The organism is Streptomyces sp. NPDC104371 (assembly GCF_055583785.1).
Window position 1 is genome coordinate 463,920 of record NZ_JBVJNF010000003.1, and the last position, 22,726, is coordinate 486,645.

At 71.5% G+C, this 22,726-nt stretch carries 25 protein-coding genes; 9 read left to right on the forward strand and 16 right to left on the reverse strand.

Annotation, left to right across the window (positions count from 1 at the left end; all coding sequences use genetic code 11):
* The first annotated feature begins 38 nt into the window (after positions 1 to 38).
* Positions 39 to 707 carry a potassium-transporting ATPase subunit C gene (locus tag ACZ60T_RS12795; RefSeq protein ID WP_469665880.1) on the forward strand — a complete coding sequence of 223 codons (669 nt, stop codon included), beginning with the start codon at positions 39 to 41 and terminating at the stop codon, positions 705 to 707.
* Between the two features lie 105 nt (positions 708 to 812).
* On the forward strand, positions 813 to 2,630 hold the full coding sequence (locus tag ACZ60T_RS12800; RefSeq protein ID WP_469665881.1) for an APC family permease: 1,818 nt from the start codon (positions 813 to 815) through the stop codon (positions 2,628 to 2,630).
* Between the two features lie 17 nt (positions 2,631 to 2,647).
* On the opposite strand, the gene ACZ60T_RS12805 is transcribed toward ACZ60T_RS12800, so the two are convergent.
* The gene (locus tag ACZ60T_RS12805) at positions 2,648 to 3,130 is read right to left on the reverse strand and encodes an inorganic diphosphatase (protein WP_365626672.1); all 483 of its coding nucleotides are present in this window, start codon (positions 3,128 to 3,130) and stop codon (positions 2,648 to 2,650) included.
* A gap of 30 nt (positions 3,131 to 3,160) precedes the next feature.
* Complete coding sequence (locus tag ACZ60T_RS12810; RefSeq protein ID WP_469665882.1) at positions 3,161 to 3,625, reverse strand: hypothetical protein; 465 nt, start codon at positions 3,623 to 3,625, stop codon at positions 3,161 to 3,163.
* Positions 3,626 to 3,741: 116 nt separating this feature from the next.
* Between ACZ60T_RS12810 and ACZ60T_RS12815 the strand changes: the two genes are divergently transcribed.
* Entirely contained in the window at positions 3,742 to 4,185 is a 444-nt protein-coding gene (locus ACZ60T_RS12815; protein WP_469665883.1) for a TIGR03668 family PPOX class F420-dependent oxidoreductase, read from the forward strand.
* Positions 4,186 to 4,215: 30 nt separating this feature from the next.
* On the opposite strand, the gene ACZ60T_RS12820 is transcribed toward ACZ60T_RS12815, so the two are convergent.
* Together ACZ60T_RS12820 and ACZ60T_RS12825 are read right to left on the reverse strand one after the other, a co-directional pair.
* Complete coding sequence (locus ACZ60T_RS12820) at positions 4,216 to 4,590, reverse strand: hypothetical protein (RefSeq protein WP_365626681.1); 375 nt, start codon at positions 4,588 to 4,590, stop codon at positions 4,216 to 4,218.
* A 100-nt stretch (positions 4,591 to 4,690) separates the two neighbouring features.
* Positions 4,691 to 4,906: a dodecin gene (locus tag ACZ60T_RS12825; protein ID WP_365626684.1), complete on the reverse strand. Its 216-nt coding sequence runs from the start codon at positions 4,904 to 4,906 to the stop codon at positions 4,691 to 4,693.
* Positions 4,907 to 5,118: 212 nt separating this feature from the next.
* On the opposite strand from ACZ60T_RS12825, the gene ACZ60T_RS12830 reads away from it, so the two are divergent.
* Entirely contained in the window at positions 5,119 to 6,375 is a 1,257-nt protein-coding gene (locus tag ACZ60T_RS12830; protein ID WP_469665884.1) for an extracellular solute-binding protein, read from the forward strand.
* 22 nt (positions 6,376 to 6,397) lie between these two features.
* On the opposite strand, the gene egtD is transcribed toward ACZ60T_RS12830, so the two are convergent.
* The 4 genes from egtD to egtA are packed head-to-tail and all read right to left on the reverse strand — an operon-like array spanning position 6,398 to position 10,822.
* A complete protein-coding gene (gene egtD / locus ACZ60T_RS12835; RefSeq protein WP_469665885.1) occupies positions 6,398 to 7,402 on the reverse strand; it encodes an L-histidine N(alpha)-methyltransferase in 1,005 nt (334 codons plus the stop codon).
* Positions 7,399 to 8,235: an ergothioneine biosynthesis protein EgtC gene (gene egtC / locus ACZ60T_RS12840; RefSeq protein ID WP_469665886.1), complete on the reverse strand. Its 837-nt coding sequence runs from the start codon at positions 8,233 to 8,235 to the stop codon at positions 7,399 to 7,401. Before egtC ends, egtD begins: the two co-directional genes overlap by 4 nt.
* Positions 8,235 to 9,551 carry an ergothioneine biosynthesis protein EgtB gene (gene egtB / locus ACZ60T_RS12845; RefSeq protein ID WP_469665887.1) on the reverse strand — a complete coding sequence of 439 codons (1,317 nt, stop codon included), beginning with the start codon at positions 9,549 to 9,551 and terminating at the stop codon, positions 8,235 to 8,237. The genes egtC and egtB overlap by 1 nt, the downstream gene beginning before the upstream one ends.
* On the reverse strand, positions 9,548 to 10,822 hold the full coding sequence (gene egtA, locus ACZ60T_RS12850; RefSeq protein WP_469665888.1) for an ergothioneine biosynthesis glutamate--cysteine ligase EgtA: 1,275 nt from the start codon (positions 10,820 to 10,822) through the stop codon (positions 9,548 to 9,550). Before egtA ends, egtB begins: the two co-directional genes overlap by 4 nt.
* A gap of 299 nt (positions 10,823 to 11,121) precedes the next feature.
* Here egtA and ACZ60T_RS12855 point away from each other — a divergent pair, with 299 nt between their 5' ends.
* A complete protein-coding gene (locus tag ACZ60T_RS12855) occupies positions 11,122 to 11,970 on the forward strand; it encodes a TIGR02452 family protein (RefSeq protein WP_469665889.1) in 849 nt (282 codons plus the stop codon).
* A 26-nt stretch (positions 11,971 to 11,996) separates the two neighbouring features.
* Here ACZ60T_RS12855 and ACZ60T_RS12860 read toward each other — a convergent pair whose 3' ends face one another.
* Positions 11,997 to 12,443 carry a type II toxin-antitoxin system PemK/MazF family toxin gene (locus ACZ60T_RS12860; RefSeq protein ID WP_365626706.1) on the reverse strand — a complete coding sequence of 149 codons (447 nt, stop codon included), beginning with the start codon at positions 12,441 to 12,443 and terminating at the stop codon, positions 11,997 to 11,999.
* Between the two features lie 143 nt (positions 12,444 to 12,586).
* A complete protein-coding gene (locus ACZ60T_RS12865) occupies positions 12,587 to 12,778 on the reverse strand; it encodes an antitoxin (protein ID WP_365626709.1) in 192 nt (63 codons plus the stop codon).
* A 186-nt stretch (positions 12,779 to 12,964) separates the two neighbouring features.
* Here ACZ60T_RS12865 and ACZ60T_RS12870 point away from each other — a divergent pair, with 186 nt between their 5' ends.
* On the forward strand, positions 12,965 to 13,570 hold the full coding sequence (locus ACZ60T_RS12870) for a GOLPH3/VPS74 family protein (RefSeq protein ID WP_469665890.1): 606 nt from the start codon (positions 12,965 to 12,967) through the stop codon (positions 13,568 to 13,570).
* A 46-nt stretch (positions 13,571 to 13,616) separates the two neighbouring features.
* Here ACZ60T_RS12870 and trxA read toward each other — a convergent pair whose 3' ends face one another.
* Positions 13,617 to 14,003, reverse strand: coding sequence for a thioredoxin (trxA, locus tag ACZ60T_RS12875; protein WP_365626716.1), 387 nt, complete (start codon positions 14,001 to 14,003; stop codon positions 13,617 to 13,619).
* A gap of 116 nt (positions 14,004 to 14,119) precedes the next feature.
* Here trxA and ACZ60T_RS12880 point away from each other — a divergent pair, with 116 nt between their 5' ends.
* Complete coding sequence (locus ACZ60T_RS12880; RefSeq protein WP_469665891.1) at positions 14,120 to 15,550, forward strand: dihydrolipoyl dehydrogenase family protein; 1,431 nt, start codon at positions 14,120 to 14,122, stop codon at positions 15,548 to 15,550.
* A gap of 73 nt (positions 15,551 to 15,623) precedes the next feature.
* Here ACZ60T_RS12880 and ACZ60T_RS12885 read toward each other — a convergent pair whose 3' ends face one another.
* The 3 genes from ACZ60T_RS12885 to ACZ60T_RS12895 form a co-directional block, all read right to left on the reverse strand.
* Positions 15,624 to 15,971 carry a tetratricopeptide repeat protein gene (locus tag ACZ60T_RS12885; RefSeq protein WP_365626722.1) on the reverse strand — a complete coding sequence of 116 codons (348 nt, stop codon included), beginning with the start codon at positions 15,969 to 15,971 and terminating at the stop codon, positions 15,624 to 15,626.
* A gap of 82 nt (positions 15,972 to 16,053) precedes the next feature.
* Entirely contained in the window at positions 16,054 to 16,860 is an 807-nt protein-coding gene (locus ACZ60T_RS12890; RefSeq protein WP_469665892.1) for a thioesterase family protein, read from the reverse strand.
* A 173-nt stretch (positions 16,861 to 17,033) separates the two neighbouring features.
* Positions 17,034 to 18,302 (reverse strand): cytochrome P450 family protein, encoded by a 1,269-nt coding sequence (locus tag ACZ60T_RS12895; protein ID WP_469665893.1) that lies wholly within the window; start codon positions 18,300 to 18,302, stop codon positions 17,034 to 17,036.
* A gap of 271 nt (positions 18,303 to 18,573) precedes the next feature.
* Between ACZ60T_RS12895 and ACZ60T_RS12900 the strand changes: the two genes are divergently transcribed.
* Positions 18,574 to 20,193: an FAD-dependent oxidoreductase gene (locus tag ACZ60T_RS12900; protein WP_469666081.1), complete on the forward strand. Its 1,620-nt coding sequence runs from the start codon at positions 18,574 to 18,576 to the stop codon at positions 20,191 to 20,193.
* Between the two features lie 63 nt (positions 20,194 to 20,256).
* Positions 20,257 to 21,294, forward strand: coding sequence for an amidohydrolase family protein (locus tag ACZ60T_RS12905; protein ID WP_469665894.1), 1,038 nt, complete (start codon positions 20,257 to 20,259; stop codon positions 21,292 to 21,294).
* Positions 21,295 to 21,314: 20 nt separating this feature from the next.
* Here the strand turns inward: ACZ60T_RS12905 and ACZ60T_RS12910 are convergent, their stop codons facing one another.
* Both ACZ60T_RS12910 and ACZ60T_RS12915 read right to left on the reverse strand, forming a co-directional pair.
* Positions 21,315 to 22,055: a DUF1275 family protein gene (locus ACZ60T_RS12910; protein ID WP_469665895.1), complete on the reverse strand. Its 741-nt coding sequence runs from the start codon at positions 22,053 to 22,055 to the stop codon at positions 21,315 to 21,317.
* Between the two features lie 92 nt (positions 22,056 to 22,147).
* A complete protein-coding gene (locus ACZ60T_RS12915) occupies positions 22,148 to 22,603 on the reverse strand; it encodes a MarR family winged helix-turn-helix transcriptional regulator (RefSeq protein ID WP_365626737.1) in 456 nt (151 codons plus the stop codon).
* Positions 22,604 to 22,726 lie beyond the last annotated feature (123 nt).

Below are 22,726 nucleotides of genomic sequence, written 5' to 3' on the forward strand. Positions count from 1 at the left end.
AAGCGTCTGCACCGATGCGGAAAGCGTGCTGAATCGCCATGAACAACTCCCTCAGGAACACCGCCCGGTTGCTCGGCGCGGGCCTGCGCGCCCTGCTCGTCCTGACTCTGGTCACGGGCGTCGTCTACCCGCTGGTCGTCACCGGCGTCGCCCAGGCGTTCTTCCCCGGCAAGGCGAACGGCTCCCAGGTCAGCGCGGACGGCAAGGTCGTCGGCTCGTCGCTGATCGGGCAGTCCTACGACCTGCCGTCGACGAAGAGCGGCCGGCCCCCGGCCCCCGATCCGAAGTGGTTCCAGGGCCGTCCGGCGCACGGCCTCGGCACCAACACGGTCAACACCCAGTACAAGCTGCTCGTGTCCGGGGCCACCAACCTCGCCGCCGACAGCAAGGCGCTGCGCGATCAGGTCGAGGCCGCCAGGAAGGCGGTCGTCGAGGACAACTCCGTGCCGGGCTACAAGGTCGATCCGGCGGACATCCCCGCCGACGCGGTGACCTCCTCCGGCTCGGGCCTGGACCCCGACATCTCCCCGCAGTACGCGCGGATCCAGGTCCACCGGGTCGCCGAGAGGAACGGGCTGCCCGTCGAGCGGGTGGAGAGGCTGGTCGAGGAACACACCCAGGGCCGCACCCTCGGCTTCATGGGCGAACCCCGCGTGAACGTCCTCGCGCTCAACACCGCCCTGCGGGACCTCGTGGCCGGGCACTGACCGCCCGCGCGGCGCACTCCCTCGCCTGCCGTAGTCCGGGACGCGGCCCCGGACCCGGCGGGTGACACTGTTGCCGACCGTCCGCCCAGCCCTGATGAGGTCCCGATGGCGTATGGCCTGGCACGTCGTGAGCTGCGCCCCCGGGTCCCGCTCCGCCCGGGAGAGGGGGAGCGGGACCACCTCACGAGCCTGGAAGGCCTCGCCGCGCTGTCGCTGGACGCGCTCAGCTCGGTGGCGTACGGACCCGAGGCGATCGTGCTGGGCCTCGTCGCCGCCGGGACCGGCGCGCTGACCGCGACCCTGCCCATCACCCTGGTGATCACCTTCCTGCTCGCCGTGCTCGTGGTCTCGTACACGCAGGTGATCGCCGTCCACCCGGACGGCGGCGGCGCGTACGCCGTCTCCAAGAAGGACCTGGGCGCGACGGTCAGCCTGCTCGCCGCGGCCAGCCTCGTCGTCGACTACGTCCTCACCGTCGCCGTCAGCCTCGCCGCGGGCACCGACGCCCTCGCCTCCGCCTTCCCCGCGTTCGCCGACCACAAGCTCGTCGTCTGCCTGATCGGCCTGGCCCTGCTGACGGCCCTGAACCTGCGCGGCGTCACCGACAGCGCCCGCATGCTGATGCTGCCCACCGTGCTGTTCATCGCGTCGATCGGCGGTGTCATCGTCGTCGGCCTGCTCCGCGCGCACCCGGCGGCCGTCGTGGGCACCGCACAGCCCCACCCCGCGCACGAGGCGCTCGGCATCCTGCTGGTCCTCAAGGCGTTCTCCTCCGGCTGCTCGGCCCTGACCGGAGTGGAGGCCATCGCCAACGCCGTACCCACCTTCCGCACCCCACGCGTCCGACGCGCCCAGCGCACCGAGCTGATGCTGGGGGTGATCCTCGCGCTCCTCCTCGTCGGCCTGGCCTTCCTCATCCACCGCGACCATGTGGCCCCCCGCGGACAGGTGACCGTACTGGCCCAGCTCACCGCCGGATCCTTCGGCACCGGACCGGCCTACTACGCCACCAATCTCCTGGTGACCCTGGTCCTGCTCCTCGCCGCGAACACCAGCTTCGGCGGGCTCCCGGTGCTCATGAGCCTGCTCGCCCGGGACAACCGGCTGCCCCATCTGTTCGGGCTGCGCGCCGAACGGCCCGTCTACCGATACGGCGTGGTCGCGCTGGCGCTGCTGGCCGCCCTGCTGCTCATCGCGGTCGACGCGAGCACCCACCGGCTGATCCCGCTCTTCGCGATCGGCGTGTTCATCGGCTTCACGCTCAGTCAGATCGGTCTCGTACGGCACTGGGCCACCGAACGCCCCGCCCACTGGAAGCAACGCGCGCTGATCAACGGCACCGGGGCGCTGCTCACCACCGTGGCCACCGTCATCCTCCTGACCACCAAGTTCCTGCACGGCGCCTGGGTCGTCGTGGTCGCGATCCCGCTGATGATGCTGCTGTTCGCCCGCATCCAGCGCTACTACACGCAGGTGGGGCGGGAGTTGGAGCGGGGCCGCACCCCGGGACCCCCGGCCCTGCGCGAGCGCAGCCTGGTGATCGTGCCGCTCGGTGAGGTCAGCAAGCTCGCCCGGCACGCCGTGAGCGCCGCGCTCGCCTTCGGGGGTGAGGTGGTCGCGGTCGCCGTGCACTCCGACCCCGACCGGGCGCGGGCGCTCCAGGAGGAGTGGCAGCGCTGGAACCCGGGCGTACGCCTGGACATCATCGACAGCCCGCACCGCTCGCTGGTCCAGCCGATCGTGGAGTACGTGGAGCGCGCGGCCGGGGACGGCCGGCAGATCGCCGTGCTCATCCCGGAGGTCGAACCCCGCCATCGGCGCTACGAGATCCTCCAGAACCAGCGGGGCCTGCTGCTGGCCCACATCCTGCGGTCCCGCACGGACGTGGTGGTGTGCATGCTGCCGTACCGCCTGAGCGTGTGAGCGCGGCGATGGCCCGCTCAGGCCTCGGTGGCCCGCCGCCGGGAGGCCTCGATCTCCGCGTGCGCCTGGTCGCGGCCCTCCCAGTGGGAGCCCTCGACCGACTTGCCCGGCTCCAGGTCCTTGTAGACCTCGAAGAAGTGGGTGATCTCCAGCCGGTCGAAGACGGGGACGTCCCCGATGTCCTGCAGGCCCTCGTAGCGCGGGTCGTGCGCGGGGACGCACAGCACCTTCTCGTCCGGGCCCGCCTCGTCCTTCATGACGAACATCCCGACGGCACGGCACCTGATCGCACAGCCGGGGAAGGTGGGGTCGCCGACCAGGACGAGGGCGTCCAGCGGATCACCGTCGCCGCCCAGGGTGTGGTCGATGTAGCCGTAGTCGGCCGGGTACCGGGTGGAGGTGAACAGCATCCGGTCCAGGCGGAGTCGGTGCAGTTCATGGTCCATCTCGTACTTGTTGCGCGAACCCTGGGGGATCTCCACGATGACGTCGAACTCCACGACGGCCTCCTTGCGTTGCCGGTGAGCCGCTCAACGGCCTTGCGCGCACGGCCCGTTCAGCAGCCGGTCCCGCAGCCTGCGCAGCTCGTCCGCGGGGCGGCCGAGGCCGTTCAGCCGCAGCCGCGCGGCCTCGGTCCGCGCGTCGGCGTGCGCGGTGAACGCCAGGTTCATCGCCTGGCGCACCATCCACTGGTCGTACGCGAGCAGCCGCCCCGCGTGCGCGCGAGCCGCGGCGAGATCGGGATACGTCATCGGCAGGCTGTGCAGGCGTCCGCTGAGCCGGTGAAGGGCCACGGTGTGCCGCCCGCACGTCCGCGCGGTCTCCGCGCCCACGGGTCCGGGCTCGCCGCAGGCCGCCACCGCGCGGTCGGCGCCCACCTGGACGGTGACCGCCTCGTCCAACAGGGCGGTCAGGGCCCGGAGCTGGGCCTGGTGCGAGGGACCGGCGAGCGCCGGACGACGGCGACCGAACAGACGGACGAGACGATGTCGCACCTCTCCAGTGTGCCCCCGCCCCCGCATACCGGCAGCCGGACCGGCCCTGGGGCGGTCCGGCTGCCGATGGGACGGTGGAAGGAACTCGGGGACGTCAGGGACAGGGAGGCGGGGCAGTGCCACGGATGAGCCAGAACGAGGCCCGGCGGCGCTTCACCGAGGCCCGGGTCGCACGGCTCGCGACGGTGGACGCCTCGGGGCGCCCCCACCTCGTACCCGTCGTGTTCGCACGGCGCGACGACGACACGATCGTCATGGCCGTCGACCGCAAGCCGAAGCGCTCACCACGGCTGAAACGGCTGGCCAACATCGCCGTCCACCCCGCCGTGTGCCTGCTGGCGGACGTGTACGACGAGGACTGGGCCCGTCTGTGGTGGGCACGGGCCGACGGGCGCGCGCGGACCCTGCCGCCCGACGCGCCCGAGGCGCGCGACCGGACGGTGTACGAGCGGGCGGTCGGCCTGCTGGCGGAGAAGTACCCCCAGTACCGGGACGACCCGCCGGACGGCCCGGTGGTCGAGGTCACCGTCCACCGCTGGAGCGGCTGGCGAGCCGCGTGACCAGCCCGCGAGACGCCTGTCCAGTGGCGGCTAGTAGGTCCCTTCGTCGCGCCGGTACGTCCCCTCGTCGCCGCGCTGGTAGGCCCCCGCCCCCTCGTCACCACGCCGGTACGCCCTGTCGCCACGCCGGAAGCGACGCGGTTCGGTGTCCCGGTCGTGCGAGCCCCGTGCGTCGCGGTGGCGGCGGCGCCGCGCCTTCAGGAGCGTGGCCAGGCCCAACGAGAAGAGCAGACCCAGTGCGAGCCCGGTACAGAGCAGGGCGAGCGAGCTCATGTTGACGTACTGACCGGCGAACGACACCTGGTGCCGGGGGCCGGTCAGGTTGCTGAAGATCAAGACGGCGGCGATAGCGGCCGTGATCAGCATGAGGAGCAGTCCGATGAACCTTCTGAACATCCCAGTCATCTCCCCAGAGATCCTTAGAAGGGATCCTTAGAGCCCTTGTGTATCCATACCGACATATGGGCGATAACAGCACAAGTCGAGAGGCTCGGACGCGGACGGTTCAGTCGCCGTCCTCCAGCCGGAAGCCCACCTTCAGACCGACCTGGAAGTGGTCGATCTCCCCGTTCTCGAGATGGCCCCTGACCTGCGTGACCTCGAACCAGTCCAGGTTGCGCAGGGTCCGCGAGGCGCGGGTGATGCCGTTGCGGATCGCCTGGTCGACGCCGTCCGGCGAGCTGCCGACGATCTCGGTGACCCGGTAGGTGTGGTCGGACATGCCGGCGCTCCTCTTCTCGTGGCGTGCGTCCCGCGCGCCTCGCGCGTCACTCCCCACCGTGCCGTACGGCGTGGCGGACCGCGAGGCAACGCGACCCTTGACCCCCGGCATTGGTCCATACCAAAATCGGGGCACCCCGTACGAGCGCTGTCGCTCCTCCCCCCACGTCGGGCCCCCTCGCCGCTTGCCCGCAAGGCTGAACAGGACCCTCCGTGAGACATCGCCTCCTCGCCCTCGTCTGCGTATCCACGTCCCTCCTCACCGCATGCTCGGTCCTCCCCGACAGCGGACCGGAACGGCGCACGGTCACGGTGTGGCTGATGAAGGACAGCGCCTCGGCGGCGTTCCTCGACCGGTTCACCAAGGACTTCGAGCGGACCCACGACGACCTGCGCCTCGACATCCGCATCCAGCAGTGGACCGGCATCGGCGAGAAGGTCCAGGCGGCGCTCAAGGGGAGCGACGGCGACGGCCCCGATGTCATCGAGGTCGGCAACACCCAGGTCGCGCAGTACGTCGACGGGGGCGGACTGCTCGACCTGACCCTGGAGTCGATGCGCGACTGGGGCAGGGACGACTGGCTCCCCGGACTCGCCCAGCCGGGCAGCTACCGTGGGCACCAGTACGGCATTCCCTGGTACGCCGCCAACCGCGTCGTCATCTACCGCAAGGACCTCTTCGCGCAGGCCGGTATCGCCGAGCCGCCGAAGACGCGCGAGCAGTGGCTCACGGACACGGCGAAGCTCAACACGGCCGGGAACCAAGGGATCTACCTGGCGGGGCAGGACTGGTACACCCTGTCCGGCTTCATCTGGGACGAGGGCGGCGACCTGGCCAAGCAGTCCTCGGCCGGGAGCTGGGAAGGCACCCTGGACACCCCCGCCGCGGCGCGCGCCATGCGGTTCTACCAGCAACTCCACGCGCTGGGCGAGGGACCCGTGGCCGCCGACGAGGAACACCCGCCGCAGTCCGGGGTGTTCGCGAAGGGGCACGTGGCGCAGATCGTGGCCGTGCCCGGACTCGCCCAGGCCATCGTGGACAAGAACCCCGAACTCAAGGACAAGCTGGGGCACTTCCCGGTCCCCGGCAAGACGGCCGACCGGCCCGGTGCCGTCTTCACCGGCGGCTCCGACCTCGTCGTCCCCAAGAACACCGGCGACCGCCGCGCCGCCACCGCCGTCGTCGCCGCGCTCACCAGCGCCACCTGGCAGACCGACCTGGCCCGCACGATGGACTACGTGCCCAACAAGACGACCCTGGCGGAAGCCGTCGCGGGCGAGGAGGGCGCCGCCGCCATGGCCGCGGGCGCGGCGCACGGCCGGGCGACGCCCGCCGCGCCCGCCTGGGCGGCGGTCGAGGCGGACAACCCGATCAAGACCTGGATGACCAAGGTGTTGCGGGGCGCGGACCCGGCGGTCGAGGCGACCAGCGCCTCACGCCGTATCACCCGCACCCTCGGCGAGGGATGAGCACACGGCGCGCGGGCCGTCGTCAGCGCGCCACGCTCAGGGACAACGCGAACCTTCGCTCCTCGTCCGTCCACCAGTGCGTCAAGTCCAGTCTGGCGGCGGTCAGTTCCTGGCGTACGCGCTCCTTGCGGAACTTCGCCGACACCTCCGTGCGCAGGTCCTCGCCCGCCGCGAAGTCGACCGCGAGACCGAGCGCGGGGATCTTCACGGTCTGGGCCGTGCGCGAGCGCAGCCGCATCTCGATCCACTCGTGCTCGGCGTCCCACAGGGCCACATGCGTGAACGCGGCGAGGTCGAAGTCGGCGCCCAACTCGCGGTTGACGACGGCCAGGACGTTCTTGTTGAACGCGGCGGTCACCCCGGCGTCGTCGTCGTACGCGGCCACCAGGACCGACGGGTCCTTCACCAGGTCGGTGCCGAGCAGCAGCGCGTCCCCGGGCTCCAGCAGGGACCGTACGGAGGCGAGGAACGCGGCGCGCTCGGCCGGGACGAGATTGCCGATCGTGCCGCCCAGGAAGGCGACCAGACGGGGGCCGGGCGTGCCCTCCGGCAGGGTGAGGCCGCTGGTGAAGTCCGCGATGAGCGCGTGGATGTCGAGGTCCGGCCGCTCGGCGAGCAGCGCCTGCCCCGCCTGGCGCAGCGCGCTCTCGCTGACGTCGACGGGTACGTAGGAGCGCAGGCCGGTGAGCGCGTCCAGCAGGTGCCGGGTCTTCTCGGAGGAGCCCGAGCCCAGCTCGATCAGGGTCCGTGCGCCGGTCGCGGCGGCGATCTCCCCGGAGCGGGCGAGCAGGATCTCCCGTTCGGCGCGCGTCGGGTAGTACTCGGGCAACTCGGTGATCCGCTCGAACAGTTCACTGCCGTACGCGTCGTAGAACCACTTGGGTGGCAGCGTCTTGAGTACGGGACCGCCCCCGTCGTCTCCGGGGTCGAGGGACTGAGGGAGGGTGAGGCCGTGCAGCACGTCGTCGCGCAGTGCGGCGTCCGTGGCGTCGAGGGGGAGGGTGCGGGTCACGCGGAACGGGCTCACGGGCTTGACTCCTTGGGTGGTGGGGGCGCCATGGCGTCGCGGGGGTCGTGGGGGGAGGTGTCGCCGGGGTCGGCGGCGGGGTCCTTGAGCGGAGTGAGCAGGACATCGGTGCGGCTCGCCGTGAGCAGGGTGTGGTCGGGGACCTCCTGCCAGCACGGGTCGTCGTCGTAGGGCTCGGAGGCCACGACGACGGCGGGCTCCCCGAGTCCGGGGTCGGTGAGATACCAGAGGGTGTCGCCCCAGGCGGTCGCCGTGATCGTCTCGCCGTCGGTGAGCAGCAGCACGAGCCGGGAGTCGGGGGCCGCCGCGGCCACCTCCTGCACCGTGTCGGCCAGCGCCTGCCCTTCCGGGTCCCCGTCGCGCAGCCGGTGCAGCAGCAACGCCCAGACGAACGCCGCGTCACAGCGCGCCTCCAGCGACAGCAGGTCGACCGGGGGCAGCGACCGGGTGAGCGCGGCCATCGAACGGGGCCATCCGGTGACGGCCCCGTTGTGGCTGAACAGCCAGGGGCCCGCGGCGAACGGCGCCGCCGCGGCCTCCCCGTCGGCGCCGCCCACGGTCGCGTCCCGTACGGCGCCCAGGAAGGCACCGGAGCGGACGACACGGGCCAGATCGGCGAAGGACTGGTCGCCCCACAGGGGGCCGGACCGGCGGTAGCGAGCCGGTACCGGGTCCCCCTGCGCATACCAACCGATGCCGAAACCATCGGCGTTGACGGTCCCGTGGAGCTGCTGCCGCGGGGCCCACGCCTGGCGGTAGAGGCTGTGCGGCGGTTCCACGAGGAGCCGCCCCAGCGGCTCCTCGGGTCCCAGGTACGCGAGATGACGGCACATCAGGCGTCCCGTGCCGTGCGGAATCCGGAGAAGATCTGCCGCCGTACCGGATAGTCCCAGTTACGGAACGTGCCCCGGCAGGCCACCGGGTCCACGGCGAACGAACCGCCCCGCAGCACCTTGTACTCCGGTCCGAAGAACACCTCGGAGTACTCCTTGTACGGAAACGCGGTGAACCCGGGGTACGGCAACAGGTCGCTCGATGTCCACTCCCACACGTCACCCATCAACTGCCGTACCCCCAGCGGTGATTCCCCGGCCGGGTAACTTCCTGCGGGCGCGGGGCGCAGATGCCGCTGTCCGAGGTTGGCGTGCTCGGGCGTCGGGTCGGCGTCGCCCCAGGGGTAGCGCCGGGAGCGGCCCGTCTCCGGGTCGTGGCGGGCCGCCTTCTCCCACTCGGCCTCGGTGGGCAGTCGGCGCCCCGCCCAGCGCGCATACGCGTCGGCCTCGTACCAACACACGTGCAGCACCGGCTCGTTCGGCGGTACGACCTCGGTGGCGCCGAACCGCCGCCGCAGCCACTGACCGCCCTCGCGGCGCCAGAACAGCGGCGCCCGGAGGCCGTGCGCGCGGACGTGGTCCCAGCCCTCGGGCGTCCACCAGCGCGCGTCGTCGTAGCCCCCGTCCTCGATGAAGGCCCGGTAGGCGGCGTTCGTGACGGGGGTGGTGTCGATGTGGAAGGCCGGGACCGCGCGCTGGTGCGCGGGGCGTTCGTTGTCCAGTGCCCAGGGCTCGGTGGAGGTGCCCATGGTGAACGGGCCGCCGGGGACGAGGACTTCGGCAGGCCCGGGGTACGCGGGCGCGGGCGCCGGGTCCGGCGCGGTGAGCACCTGCGGCCCCTTGCGGAGCTGATGGGTGATCAACATCGTCTCGTCGTGCTGCTGTTCGTGCTGGGCGATCATGCCGAAGGCGAACCCCGCCTCGGTCAGCCGCCGTCCCTCCAGCGGTGTGCTCTCCAGCACGTCGAGAGCACGGCCGCGCACCTCGGCGGCGTAGCGGCGGGCCTCGTCGGGCGGCAGCAGCGGCAGGGAGGGACGCTCGGCGCGCGGATGCTCGAAGGCGTCGTACAGGCCGTCGATCTCGGGCCGCATCGCCGCCCGCCCCGCGACCGTGCGCAGCAGCCACAGCTCCTCCTGGTTGCCGATGTGCGCGAGGTCCCAGACCAGCGGTGACATCAACGGCGAGTGCTGGGCCACGAGATCGGGTTCGTCGACGCAGGTGGTCAGCAGCGCGGTGCGGTCACGGGCCGTGGTGAGCGCGTCCAGGGCCCGCTCGCGCAGGGCGTCCGGGTCGAACGGCGATGTCTCGTCGGTCATGTGCGGATGTCCTTCCCGTAGACCCTGGGCAGCAGATCGTCGGCGGGGCAGCGGCCCCGGGCCACATAGCGGTCGGTGAACTCCGCGACGGCGCCGAGGACTTCACCCGTGGCGCCGAGCCGGGGCAGCGCCTCGATCGCGGCGGTGAAGCAGAGGGCGGCGACCTCGTGCAGTTCGGGGTCGGTCAGGCCGTCGCGCGCGGCGGCGACCCACAGCGGATTGCCCGGGGGAGGCTGTGAAGCGGCCCGCTCCGCAAGGCGTTTGACGGTCCGGTAGGCGGTCTCGGTGGCCTCGGGGTCGTCGAAGAGCGCGGCCGTCACGGCGAGCGGCACGACCCAGCCGTCGTCGCCCGGCTGGGCGTCGATCATGCGGAGTTCGAGATGGCCGCGGGGCCGGACGGGCGGGAACAGGGTCGTCAGGTGGTAGTCCAGGTCGCCGCGGCCCGGGGGACGGTCGGAACGGGTCCAGGCCCGGAAGGTCATGCCCTCCGGCACTCGCCACGGCCCGCTCTCGGCCCGGACGCACATCACCGGCGCGTCCAGCACATGCCGGGCCCAGGAGCCGCGCGGATCGCCGTTCATACGCGGCGCGCAGGAGCGCCCCGGTTCCATGGCCGCCCACAGGGACTGCCGTGTCGAGCGCCAGCCCGTCGGACGGCCCCGGGCCACGGGGGAGTGGGCGAACGCGGCGACCAGCACCGCGCCCAGATGGTGTGCCAGCCACCAGCGCCGCCCGTACCCGAGCGGTCCCGGCTCCTCGTATCCCGCGTCCAGACAGACCTGGACGGAGGCGGAGGAGCACATCATGCACCGGCCCTCGGGACCGGTGCGGTCGAGGTAGCTCTCCATGGCGTCGTAGCGCGGCTCGCGAAGGTAGCGGCGCGGGGGGTTCCAGGGATCGTGGCCGTAGCCGCTGAGACCGAGCCCCGCCGAGCGGAGCAGGGCGCGGACGGCGTCGAGGTCGGCGGAGACGGACCCCACGCACTCCATCAGGGAGGCGGCCGGAGCGGAACTCAGCTCCAACTGGCCGCCGGGTTCGATCGTGAGCGCCGAACTCAGGGGCAGGGTCCGCAGCGCCGTGTAGGCCGCTTCGAGACGTTCGGACGGGACCGGGAGCCGCGGGTCACGCAGCTCATGGACGAACCACTCCACTTCGACACCGAGTCGGCGGGGTGGTCCGGTCTTGAAACAGATGCCGTGGATCAGCGCCTCCACCTCGGCCTCGGTGACTACGGAGCGGGACTCCGTACTGTCACTCACCGCATCGGACATGTCAGGATCCTCCTGAGATTCCACGATGTCGCCGACCCGCGGTCGGATGCGCCGGGCCGGTGTCGCCCGTCCACCCAAGACCCTCGTACGGAATCCGACAAGGGCGCCCGGTGGTGCGTTCCCAGCGACTCGGCCACTGTCCTCCCGGTCCTGGAACGGCGGTCACCGGACCGGGAAACTCCGTTGCGACGCAGGACCAGCATCGCTCACCATGCGTTCATGAGCACGATGGGGGAGACCGGCGCTACGCCGGGGGAGGTCGCTCGCGGTGGCCTCACGGCGCCCACGGGGGTGGCGCCGTGAGCGCACGCCTGCGGGGGATCGCACAGCAGACGCAGGAGATCGTCGAGGCGGGCGGCTACCGCGGGTCCGACGGGCGTACGGTGCCTCTCGCGGCGGCGGTCGAGGCCGCCCGCGCGGGCACGCGGATGTTCGGACCGGGCCCGGTCCCCGTGCCGCGGATCGGGCCGCGGGCCGCGGTCGTCACGGCCTTCGAGGTCACCGGGGAGAGCAGTCTGGAAGCGGCCCACCGCCTCGTCACCCGATCGAGTGATCCGGTGGCCGTGCTGAACTTCGCCTCCGCGCGCAACCCCGGCGGCGGCTTCCTCAACGGCGCGCAGGCCCAGGAGGAGGCCCTGTGCCGGGCCTCCGCGCTGTACGCGTGCGTCCGTGAGGCGCGGGAGTTCTACGACCACCACCGCGAGCACCGCGACCCGTTCTACACGGACCGTGTCATCCATTCACCCGCCGTCCCCATCTTCCGCGACGACCGCGGGAACCTGCTCGACACGCCGTACGAGGTCGGCTTCCTGACCGCCGCGGCACCGAACGCGGGCGTCGTACGGCAGAAGGCACCGGACCGTGTCACGGAGGTGCCGCGCGCCCTCGCAGCCCGTGCCGAACGCGTCCTGGAGACAGCGGTTGTCTGTGGCTACGGACGGCTGGTACTCGGCGCCTGGGGCTGCGGCGTGTTCCGGAACGACCCGGCGCAGGTGGCCGGGGCGTTCCATGAACTCCTGGTCGGGGGGCGGTTCGAGGGCTGCTTCGAGGAGGTCGTCTTCGCCGTCCTGGACCGCACACGAGGAACGACGACACGCGCCGCGTTCGAACGCGTATTCGCCGAGCTGGGCGCGCCCATACCCGGCTGACCCGGACCGTCCTCAGACCTCAGACCTCAGTTCCAGCCGTACCGCTCCCGCAGCCGCTGCCGTACGAGGTCGAACCGCATCCGGTCCAGGGCGCACGCCTCCCGCCGCATACCGCCGTCGCGCAGACGCAGTACGCGGTCGACGTCCACCCAGGAGTCGCGCCCCGTCCGGTCCCAGGGGCCGCTGCCGATCGGCACGTAGTCCCGCTCGCCGTCATGCCGCTTGCTCGTCAACTGCACGGCGAGCACCGTCCCGGCGGCCTCCCGGGCGACCACGAGCACCGGACGGTCCTTGCCGCGCCCGTCGTTCTCCTCGAACGGCACCCAGGTCCACACGATCTCACCGGGGTCGGGATCGCCGTCGTGCGAGGGGGAGTACTCGGTCCGTACGCGGCCCACGTCCCGCGGGTCGGCCTCGGTGGTCGCGGACGCGCCGTAGCGGCCGGGGATGTCTTCATCGGTAAAGGCAGTCACGCGGCTCCACGGTAGAGCCTCGCCCGCGCAGCGCGAAGACCGGGTCGGCGTGCTGTACGGCGACAGCGACGTCAACCCGGCCCGCGGGCACGGCCGTTGCCGAGGCGACGGCCGGTGCCGATCCGTGCTGTCCGGGTTCGGGGCTACTGGGGCGGGGTGTCGTCCTGCTGCGACCGCATCCGGTCCTGGGCCGTCTGCTCGCCCTGGTCGATCTGATCCGAGTACCTGCCCTGGGTCCTGTCGTCGATGTAGTCACCGCCCTGGTCGATGCCCTTGCTCTCCTGGTCCTCGTGGCCCGAAAGCAGATGCCTGAGCTTGTCCATCACAGACATCATGTCCTCCTTGGTGGATCTGCCCCCTGCCTCCAGAATCGCGGTCTCGTGCCCGGGGTGCATCTGGTGGGGACGACGGCCGGGACAGGAGAGAGGTGGCCGCGCTACTGTCGCCGTAGGCGTCCGCTCAGCCACGGACCTGCTCTGCTACGAGGACCTGCCACTGATGCCGTCGACAGGGAGCCAGGCATGACCACCGCACGGGACCTGTTGATCGTCGCCCTGGACGCCGCTCCCCGCCGTCCCGTGGAACAGGGCGACCTGTCGCTCGCGCTCGCGGGAGCCGAGCTGATCGACCTCATGGACGTCCGGGCCCTCCTCCTGGACGGCGACCTCATCGTGCCGAGCGATCCGCCCGTGACGGACGACCGTCTGCTGGCGGAGGCCGGGTCCTCGCTCGTGCGGCAGCCGCCGTACGAGTCGGTCGAGGACTGGCTGTGGCGCCGGGGCCGCGGCCTGTCCGCCACCTACCTGGCCGGCTTCGAGGAGGAAGGCCTGCTCACCCGGCCGCAACGCCGCTGGCTGCCGTCCTGGACCGGGGAGGCGGCGCTGGCCGACTCGCTCGCCCGGTGCGAGGCGGCGGACCGCTGGGCCGCGCAGGAGCCCGTGCTCGCCACGCTCGCGACAGCCGTCGGGATCCGCGAGACACCGGCCGGCGAACTCCCGGAGGAGACCGGCGCGGCGACGACGACCGTCCTGGCCGCCGTCGACGACGCGGTGACGGAACTGACCGCCGTACGACAGCGGCGCGCCGTGGAGAAGGCGGCCTTCGACAACGTGTGGCGCGGGCCTTGAGAAGTGGGGGCGGTGAGGGCGGTCAGGGCTCCGACCGCCCCCGACGTCACTGACCGCTGCCCTCGCCCTGCGCCTGCTGTGCGGCGACCGCCTTGCGGACCTCGTCCATGTCCAGCTCGCGGGCCTGCCCGATGAGATCGTCCAGCGCGTCCTGCGGCAGCGCGCCCGGCTGCGCGAACACGGCGACCTGATCCCGGACGATCATCAGCGTCGGGATCGACTGGATACCGAAGGCCGCCGCCAGCTCGGGCTGCGCCTCGGTGTCCACCTTGCCGAACACCAGGTCGGGGTTGGCACCCGCGGCCTTCTCGTAGACCGGCGCGAACTGACGGCACGGCCCGCACCAGGACGCCCAGAAATCGATCAGGACGAACTCGTTGTCCTGGACCATCTGGTCGAAGTTCTCCTTGGTGAGCTCCACGGTGCTGCTCATGGTGTGTATCCCTGCTTCCTGGTGTTCGGCTCGCCTCGTCAACGGCACGCCGCGGCCATGTATTCCGCGCGTGTACCCGTGTGGCCACCGCGCACACCACCCACCAGACTGGGCCCATGACGGAAACGGATCCCATCGCTTACGACGTCGTGGTGCTCGGTGCCGGGCCCGTGGGGGAGAACGTCGCGGACCGCACCCGTGCGGCCGGGCTGTCCACCGCGATCGTGGAGAGCGAACTGGTCGGCGGCGAGTGCTCGTACTGGGCCTGCATCCCCAGCAAGGCCCTGCTGCGCCCGGTCATCGCCCGCGCGGACGCCCGCCGTGTCCCGGGCGTCGGCCAGGCGGCGGCGGGCTCCCTCGACGTGCCCGCGGTCCTCGCCCACCGCGACGCCATGGTCTCCGACTGGAAGGACGACGGCCAGGTCGTCTGGCTGGACGGCATCGGCGCCGACCTGTACCGGGGCCAGGGGCGGCTGGCCGGGCCGCGCAGGGTCACGGTGACCGGCCCCGGAGACGAGAACCACGTCCTCACGGCCCGGCACGCGGTGGCCGTGTGCACCGGCAGCGGCGCGCAGTTGCCCGACCTGCCGGGGATCGCCGAGGTCAGGCCCTGGACGAGCCGCGAGGCGACCAGCGCGAAGTACGTCCCCGAGCGGCTGATCATCGTCGGCGGCGGTGTGGTCGCGGCCGAGATGGCCACCGCCTGGCGGGCCCTCGGCTCCCAGGTCACCGTGCTCGTCCGCGGCAAGGGCCTGCTGACCCGCATGGAGCCCTTCGCCGGGGAACTGGTCGCGGAGGCGCTCACCGAGGCCGGTGCGGACGTCCGTACGGGCACCTCCGTCGAGTCGGTCCGGCGCGAGGGGGACACCGTCGTGGTCGTCACGGACACGGGTGACCGGCTGGAGGCCGACGAGATCCTCTTCGCCACCGGCCGGACACCCCGCACCGAGGACATCGGCCTCGACACGGTCGGCCTGGAACCCGGTTCCTGGCTGACGGTCGACGACACCCTGCGGGTGACGGGCAGCGACTGGCTCTACGCGGTCGGCGACGTCAACCACCGCGCGCTCCTCACCCATCAGGGCAAGTACCAGGCGCGGGTCGCGGGCGCGGTCATCGCGGCCCGTGCCGCACAGGTGCCGCTGCTGGAGACGGACGCCTGGGGTGCCCACGCCGCGACCGCCGACCACGCCGCGCTGCCCCAGGTCGTCTTCACCGACCCGGAGGCCGCCTCCGCCGGACTCTCCCTCGCCGAGGCGGAACGGGCGGGCCGCCGGGTCCGCGCGGTGGACGTCGACCTGTCGTCGGTGGCGGGCGCGAGCCTGTACGCCGACGGCTACCGAGGCCGCGCCCGCATGGTCGTCGACCTCGACAGCGAGACCCTGCTGGGCGTCACCTTCGTCGGCCCCGGTGTCGGCGAACTGATCCACTCCGCGTCGGTCGCCGTCGCCGGAGAGGTCCCGATCGGCCGCCTGTGGCACGCGGTGCCCTCGTTCCCGACGATCAGCGAGGTCTGGCTGCGCCTGCTGGAGGCCTACCGGGGCTGACCGGGTACGCGAAGACGGCCCGTGCCCGCCCCATCGGACACGGGCCGCCGCCGCTGGCCTGCCGCGCGGCGGATCACTCCGCCGGAACCTCACCCGCGAGCGCCGAGGCGATCCGCAGATGCGGCCGTGCCTCGTCGCCGCGCCCCTGACGTTCGAGCGTGCGCCCCAGCATCAGCCGGGCGTACCGCTCCACCGGGTCACGCTCCACGATGGTGCGCAACTCGGCCTCGGCGCGCCGGAGTTGAGCCGAGTGGTAGTACGCGCGTGCCAGCAGCAGCCGCGGCCCGGTCTGCTCCGGCACCTCGTCGACCAACCCGTCCAGGACCCGTGCCGCGGCGTAGTAGTCCTTGGCGTCGAAGAACATCCGCGCCCGCTCCCAGCGCTCCGCGGGCGTCCCGTGCTCGTAGTACGTCGTGTCCACTCGAGACCTCCTTCGCCCACGCACAACACCACGGGTTGGTTGAACATTCCACGACTGGTCTTCGGTCCCCAGTGCCGCCCGCTCAGGCGCCCGGCAGCGGACGGACCGTGAGGATCTGCTCGGCATGCCCCAGCGGACCGGCGATGTCGTGCAGCACGGTGCTGGTGACCCCCTGGCCGGTCGGACCGAAGGTGACGGAGGTGTCCAGCCCGGTCCAGCGGCCCTCGGGCCGCCGGTGGAGGTGGATCGTCAGGTCCACGTTGGGGAACATCCAGGCCGTGGGCGGCTGCCGTACGGCGATGCCGTTGGCGGTGTCGACCAGGGAGACGTACGACGCCACCGGGCCGGTCTCCTCCCCGGCGACCAGCCCGAGGGGCGTGGTGACCCAGGCCGTCGCCCGCCCCGGCTGCGGCGGGGTGACCGGGCGGACGTCCACGGAGGCGATGAAGCCGCCGGGCCACAGATCGCGCATCCGCCAGGGATCGAGCCCCTCGGGAGAGGGGAGCCGGCCGTCGGGGCCACCCGCTATGGCCGTGGTGTCCACGGTGGCGAGGCACCAGGCGCGGGCCCGCACCACCGGACGGTCCGCGATACGGACGACGGCTTCGAGGAGTTCGATCGTGCGGCCGGGCCGGACGGTCTCCACCTGGATCTCGCACTCGTCGAGGGCGAGCCGGCCGAGGATGTCGAAGCTGATCCGGGACAGCAGCAGGTCATGATCCGGGCGCGCGGCCAGATGACGCTCGATCGCATGCGTGACGAGACCACCGAGCGGGCTGAAGTGCTGCTCGTCGGTGTCCCAGGCACCACCCGCGTGGGGCGTGGGCTTGTAACGGTGCTCGTCTATGCGTTCGTAGTAGCTCTCGGTGGCCGCGGTGGCAGTGTTCAACGGACGCCTCTCCTCAAACCGCAACGGTCGCTTCTCCCGTGTCGACCACGGGGGTTGGGAGCAGTCTGACGCAGACGGCGGCACGGACGGATGGGGCGTCGATCACACCGGGACCACACGTCGCCCCCCGTACGGCCGGTCGGGCCGTACGGGGGGCGTGGGGGAGGACGACGTCAGAGCTGTGTCGGATCCAGGGCGACGGGGAGCCGCTCCAGCCCCCGGAACGCGGGGAACGGCACCTTGAGCCACTCCGCCTCCTGCGCGGGAGCGACGAGGTCGACCCGAGGGAACTTCTCGAAGAGCGTGGTCAGCGCGATCCGCATTTCCATCCGGGCCAAGGGCGCACCGAGGCAGTAGTGCGGTCCGCTGCCGAAACCGAGATGAGCGCTCTGCAGCCCCTTCCGCTCGACGTCGAACGTGTCCGGCGACTCGAACTTCTCCGGGTCCCGGTTGGCGGAGGACACCGCCACCTGGACGAGACATCCCTTGGGAATGACCGTGTCCCGCATGGGGATGTCCTCGAGCGCGTGCCGGAACGTCGCGTTCTCCACCGACCCCTCGAAGCGAATGACCTCCTCGATCGCATTCGGCAGCAGGTCCGGATCCGCCAGCACCTTCTCCAACTGATCGCGATGGGTCAGCAGATTGAACACCGCGTTGCCGATGAGATACGCGGTCGTCTTGTGCCCGGCGAAGAGCAACACCCAAAGCGTGGAAAGGAGTTCGCCGTCGGTCATGGCGCCTTGTTCGTCCTGCGTACGGATCAGCGCACCGAGCAGGTCATCGGACGCGTTCTCCCGTTTGCGCGCGATGAGTTCGGCGAAGTAGTCCCGCAACGCCCCTTCCGCCACCGCCAGTTTGTCCTTGTCCGCCTTGCTGAACCCCGTACGAGCCACCACGGCGCACCACTTCTGCACGTCCTCCCGCTCGTTCTCGGGAACACCGACCAACTCGCAGATGACGATGAGCGGCAGCGGAAAGGCGAACGACGACAGCAGATCGACGGGTTCCGTCGTGACGCACTTCCCCAGCAGTTCATCGGTGATCTGCTGAATACGCGGACGCAGGGCCTCGATTCGCCGCGGAGTGAACGCGCTGTTGACGATGCGCCGCAACCGCGTGTGCTTGGGCGGGTCCGAGAAGAGCATGTTGTCGTCGAGCGCCACGGACGAGTCACCGAAGATGGTGTGGTAGGCGTCCATGGCCGCGTACATGTCCTTGCTGATCCGCGGGTCCGTCAGCGCGGCCTTCGCGTCGTCGTACCGCGTGATCAGATAGGTGTCCACTCCGTGCGGCGGAGACAGATGACAGACCGGGGCCGACTCGCGCAGACACGCGTACACCGGATAGGGATCGGCGCGATACTCCGCTGAGCCGCGCGATGCCGCCGAGGCCGCCTCCGCTGTCGAGTCCGTGGCGTCCCGTTCGTCGAGCTGAGTCATTCTTCAGCCTTCCTGAATGGCTTCCGCCCCGGCCGCGGGACGGCGGATACATGAGATGCCCTCAGTCACTCCCCGGCCGAATCTTGATCGTAAACGCGGTTCGCCCGATCGCATCCACGCGCACATCACCCGAGCGGCGCCTCGAAGGCCTTGCCCTGTTCGGGTGGTTACTGCGTCCTGCCCCGCGCTGCGTGGCACAAGACCAAGAGTGCGTCATGGAAACCCTCGGCCGCTGCGCCACAGAGATGCTTCCCGCAGAGGAGAACACATGATGAATGATCGCGGCAATGACCACGTGCCCGTCCTGATCGTAGGGGGGTCACTCGTAGGCCTGTCCGCGTCTGTTTTCCTCGGGCGCCTCGGAATTCGGCATCGTGTCGTCGAGCGCCATGCCGCCACCTCGGCGCATCCACGCGGCCGTGGCAACAACATGCGGACGATGGAACTGTTCCGCACCGCCGGGCTCGAGCCGCATATCCGCAAGGCCGCCGCCACGTTGTCGGGGAACCACGGAATTCTCCAGGTGGACACCCTGCACAGCGGGAACCAGCGCTGGCTGTCGGGACGGATCACCGGCCGTGCGCCGGAGGCCGATGTGTGCTCGACGGTGCGCTGCGCGTGCAGCCAGAACGATCTGGAACCGGTGCTGCTCGAAGGTGCCCGCAGCCTCGGCGGAGAGGTGCGCTTCGGCACGGAACTGCTGTCCTTCACCCAGGACGACGACGGCGTGCGGGCCCTCGTGCAGTCCAGGGAATCCGGTGAGACCCGCACGGTGCACGCCGACTACCTGCTGGCCGCCGACGGTCCCCGCAGCCCGGTGCGCCAGCGGCTCGGCATCGAGCACTCGGGACCGGGCGATCTGTTCCACAACATCAGCGTCACCTTCCGCAGCAAGCTGCTGCGCGAGGTGACCGGAGAGCAGCGCTTCGTCGTCTGCTACGTCACCGACCCCGACGGCGAGGGCGTGCTGCTGCCCGTGGACAACGAGGAGCAGTGGGTCTTCCATGTGCCGTGGTTCCCCGAACGCGGCCAGACCGAGGAGTACTTCACCGACACCCGGTGCATCGAGCACATCCGGGCGGCGGTCGGCGTCCGTGACCTGGACGTCGAGATCACCGGACGCGCGCCCTGGCACGCGGCGGACCGCGTGGCCAACAGCTATCAGGACGGCCGCGTGTTCCTCATCGGCGACTCCGCGCACGAGATGCCGCCGACCGGCGCCTTCGGCTCCAACACCGGTATCCAGGACGCGCACAACCTCGCCTGGAAGGTCGCGGCGGTGCTGCGCGGCTGGGCGGACCCGAAGCTCCTGGACAGCTACGGGGTCGAGCGCCGCCCCGTGGCGCAGGCCACCAGCGCGCGGGCGACGGTGCAGGCGGCGCGCGAACAGCACCCCGGCTACACGGTCAGGACCACGTCCACGGAGGTCTCCGACCTCATGACCACGGCGCTGGGCTACCGGTACGTGTCCGACGCGGTCGTCGGCGCGGCGGCGGACGAGCCCATCATCCCGGACCAGTTGAACCTGCGGGCCCGGCCCGGCACCCGCGCACCGCACCTGTGGGTCACGCGCGACGGCGTGACGGTGTCCACCATCGACCTGTACGAGCGCTCCTTCGTGCTGCTCTGCGGAGGCCCGCGGTGGCGGCAGACCGGCCAGGCCGTGGGCGCGCGGCTCAACGTCCCGCTCGACGCGTACCTGGTCGGTGACACCGCGGAGTGCGACCTGCGCACCGGGGACGGCCCGGACTGGCCGTCGGTGTACGGCACGACGCCGCAGGGCGCGGTCCTCGTACGGCCCGACGGATTCGTGGCCTGGCGGTCCGACGCCGAACCGGCGGACGGGGAGAGGGAGTTGACCGACGCCCTGCTCAAGATCCTCGGACGCTGACCGCACCACGACCCGTAAGCACTCGTCAATTCTTCCGGCACCACCCAGGATTGGGGTCTGTCCATGACATCGCTGCGCACGGCCGCGGCTCCGATGGCCGACACGGAGAACGGCCCATCGGCATCAGGCGATGCGCGCACGGCGCGCGTGGACGTACACCACCACTACACCGCGCCGGAGTGGATCGACTGGGCGGAGCGGAAGGACATCATCCGTCGCGAGAGCCTGCCGCCATGGACCCGGTGGGACGCCGGCACGGCTCTCGCGATGATGGACGAGGCGGGCATCAGGACCAGCGTCTTCACCGTCGCCATGCTGGGACGCCTCCAGGAACCGAAGCTGCGCGAGGAGAGCGCGCGCATCGCCCTGGAGGCCGCCAGGGCCCTCGCCGACAGCCACGGCGACCGCTTCGCGTTCTACACCCCCGTCTTCCTGGAGAGCCCCGACCTCTCGCTCTGGTCGCTCACGCACGGAATGGACGAACTCGGCGCGATCGGCGCCAGCGTCCGCACCAGCGTGAAGGGCGTCTATCTCGGGCACCCCTCGCAGGACCGGATCCTCGCGGAACTCAACGAACGCTCGGCCGTGGTCAGTACGCACCCGATGGAGGTCCCCGGCGGGGAGGGCGGACTCGAAGGGGTCCCGCCCTTCCTGTGCGACTTCCTGATGGACACCACCCGCGCGGCCCTCAGCCTCATCGTCAACGGGACCCTGGACCGGTACCCGAACATCACGTTCATCCTGCCGCACGGCGGCGGCTTCCTGCCCTACATCGCGGGCCGGGTCGAGGTGTTCGGCCACCATCTGGAGCCCAAGGTGGAGCCGGCCCAGGTGCGCGACTACCTGCACCGCTTCTACTACGACACGGCCGGACCCATGTCCCCCTCGGCCACCCCGAGTCTGCTGGCCGCGGTGGGTTCCTCCCGGATCCTGTACGGCACCGACTGGCCGCCCACCCCCGCTCATCTGGTCACGGGCGTCACCACCCCGGCGTTCGACAGCGACCCCGCCCTGGACGAGCGGCAGCGCCGCCACATCAACCACGACAACGCGCACCGACTGCTGCCCGCCCTCGCCGCGGCCCGCGCCCGTCACGTTTGAGGCGCGGCCCACGCGTTCCGTTACGTACCGGTCCGGCCACCCGTCGCCGACCGCCGCGCCAGGAGAGGGCCGCAGGCGGTCAGGACGGCGGCCGTGACCAGGACCAGGGGGAGCGTTCCGGCCCACGCGGGCGCGGCCCGGCGCAGTGCCAGGGCAGCCGCCGCGCCCGCGATCAGCGCCCCGAACCGGGCCGGGACCCATCGGTCCGGCTGCGCGGGGGCCCGGCCCACACCCCGCACGATGTAGGTGGCGAGCGTCCCGGTCAGATACGTCGTCGGCGCCGCGGCCCGCCCGGCCGCCACCATCGCCGCCGCCTGCGCGCCCATCGCCAGCGCCGCCCCGCACTGCAACGCGTCCCGGGCCGCCGCCCCCGGCGCCCCGCCCGAGGCCGCCCAGACGCCCGCGCCCACCGCGAGCAGCGCGACCTCACCGGCCAGGCAGAGCAGCACGCGGGGCGGCCAGTACGCGGGGACGCCCTTGCGGCCGTGGGTCACCCAGGCGACCACCGCCGCGCCCGCGCCGAACCCCGCCAGCGCCAGCAGCGCGGCGGTGACGCCCGCGCCGCTGGACCGGCCGATCGCCATGCCCAGCAGGGCCAGATTGCTCGTCATGACACCGGCGAAGACATGGTCGAGGGCGGTGAACGAGATGGCCTCCACCGCGCCGGACGCGGCCACCAGCACCACCACGGCGACGCGCAGCGCCCGCCCGGGTTCGCCGTCCGGTTCCGTACTGCCGTCCGTATGCCCCTGGCGCGCCATCACCGCTCCTTACGACGTCCCGGCTGATCGTAGTCAGCCGGGCGCGGTGCGTGACGCAGGTGCTCGTACGGGGCCTATGGGTTCGCCGCCTGTTACGGGCGGGGCCAGCGGCGACCGGCGATGCGTTCGATGCTGATGTTGAAGCGCTTGAGGTAGCCCGCGAAGGCGGCGATGTCGTCCTCCGGCCAGTCGGCCATGACCTGGTCCAGGCTGTCGACGATGCCCGCGCGCTCCTCCTCCAGCGAGCGTTCGCCCTGGTCGGTGATGCGGAACTTGCGGGCCATGCCGCCGTCCGGGTCCGGGATGCGCTCGACGAGACCGGCGCGCATCGCGGCGGCGGTCTGGCGGTTGAGGGTGGAGGCGTCGAGCCCGAAGGCGTCGCTCAGTTCACCGATCGACATCGGCCCCTGCACGTGTATGCGGCTGAGCAGGATGTAGGCGCTGCGCTCCATGGTGCTGTTCTGGAGACGGCCGCCTCTCTGGTGCAGGAAGCTGTGGCGGCTGAGCAGCATCTGCTCGTACTCGACCTCGTGCGTCGGCCTGTTCATGTGCGGGAGCCTCCTGCTTCGTGCGGCCGTCGCGCTCCGTCTCTCCAGCGTGCGGCACCTTTCATCCTCTCACAGCGGCATGTATGTACCACAACATGTGGTCGATGCATATCGTGTGTACGA

Excerpts from the sequence above, each read along its gene's own strand:
- ACZ60T_RS12915 (WP_365626737.1), bottom strand. The coding sequence starts at position 22,603 with ATGAACAGGCCGACGCACGAGGTCGAGTACGAGCAGATGCTGCTCAGC.
- ACZ60T_RS12900 (WP_469666081.1), top strand. The coding sequence starts at position 18,574 with ATGAATGATCGCGGCAATGACCACGTGCCCGTCCTGATCGTAGGGGGG.
- ACZ60T_RS12870 (WP_469665890.1), top strand. The coding sequence starts at position 12,965 with ATGACCACCGCACGGGACCTGTTGATCGTCGCCCTGGACGCCGCTCCC.
- ACZ60T_RS12910 (WP_469665895.1), bottom strand. The coding sequence starts at position 22,055 with ATGGCGCGCCAGGGGCATACGGACGGCAGTACGGAACCGGACGGCGAA.
- ACZ60T_RS12795 (WP_469665880.1), top strand. The coding sequence starts at position 39 with ATGAACAACTCCCTCAGGAACACCGCCCGGTTGCTCGGCGCGGGCCTG.
- egtA (WP_469665888.1), bottom strand. The coding sequence starts at position 10,822 with ATGTCCGATGCGGTGAGTGACAGTACGGAGTCCCGCTCCGTAGTCACC.
- ACZ60T_RS12905 (WP_469665894.1), top strand. The coding sequence starts at position 20,257 with ATGACATCGCTGCGCACGGCCGCGGCTCCGATGGCCGACACGGAGAAC.
- ACZ60T_RS12880 (WP_469665891.1), top strand. The coding sequence starts at position 14,120 with ATGACGGAAACGGATCCCATCGCTTACGACGTCGTGGTGCTCGGTGCC.
- ACZ60T_RS12820 (WP_365626681.1), bottom strand. The coding sequence starts at position 4,590 with ATGACTGGGATGTTCAGAAGGTTCATCGGACTGCTCCTCATGCTGATC.
- ACZ60T_RS12865 (WP_365626709.1), bottom strand. The coding sequence starts at position 12,778 with ATGATGTCTGTGATGGACAAGCTCAGGCATCTGCTTTCGGGCCACGAG.
- ACZ60T_RS12800 (WP_469665881.1), top strand. The coding sequence starts at position 813 with ATGGCGTATGGCCTGGCACGTCGTGAGCTGCGCCCCCGGGTCCCGCTC.
- egtB (WP_469665887.1), bottom strand. The coding sequence starts at position 9,551 with ATGACCGACGAGACATCGCCGTTCGACCCGGACGCCCTGCGCGAGCGG.
- egtC (WP_469665886.1), bottom strand. The coding sequence starts at position 8,235 with ATGTGCCGTCATCTCGCGTACCTGGGACCCGAGGAGCCGCTGGGGCGG.
- trxA (WP_365626716.1), bottom strand. The coding sequence starts at position 14,003 with ATGAGCAGCACCGTGGAGCTCACCAAGGAGAACTTCGACCAGATGGTC.
- ACZ60T_RS12825 (WP_365626684.1), bottom strand. The coding sequence starts at position 4,906 with ATGTCCGACCACACCTACCGGGTCACCGAGATCGTCGGCAGCTCGCCG.
- ACZ60T_RS12895 (WP_469665893.1), bottom strand. The coding sequence starts at position 18,302 with ATGACTCAGCTCGACGAACGGGACGCCACGGACTCGACAGCGGAGGCG.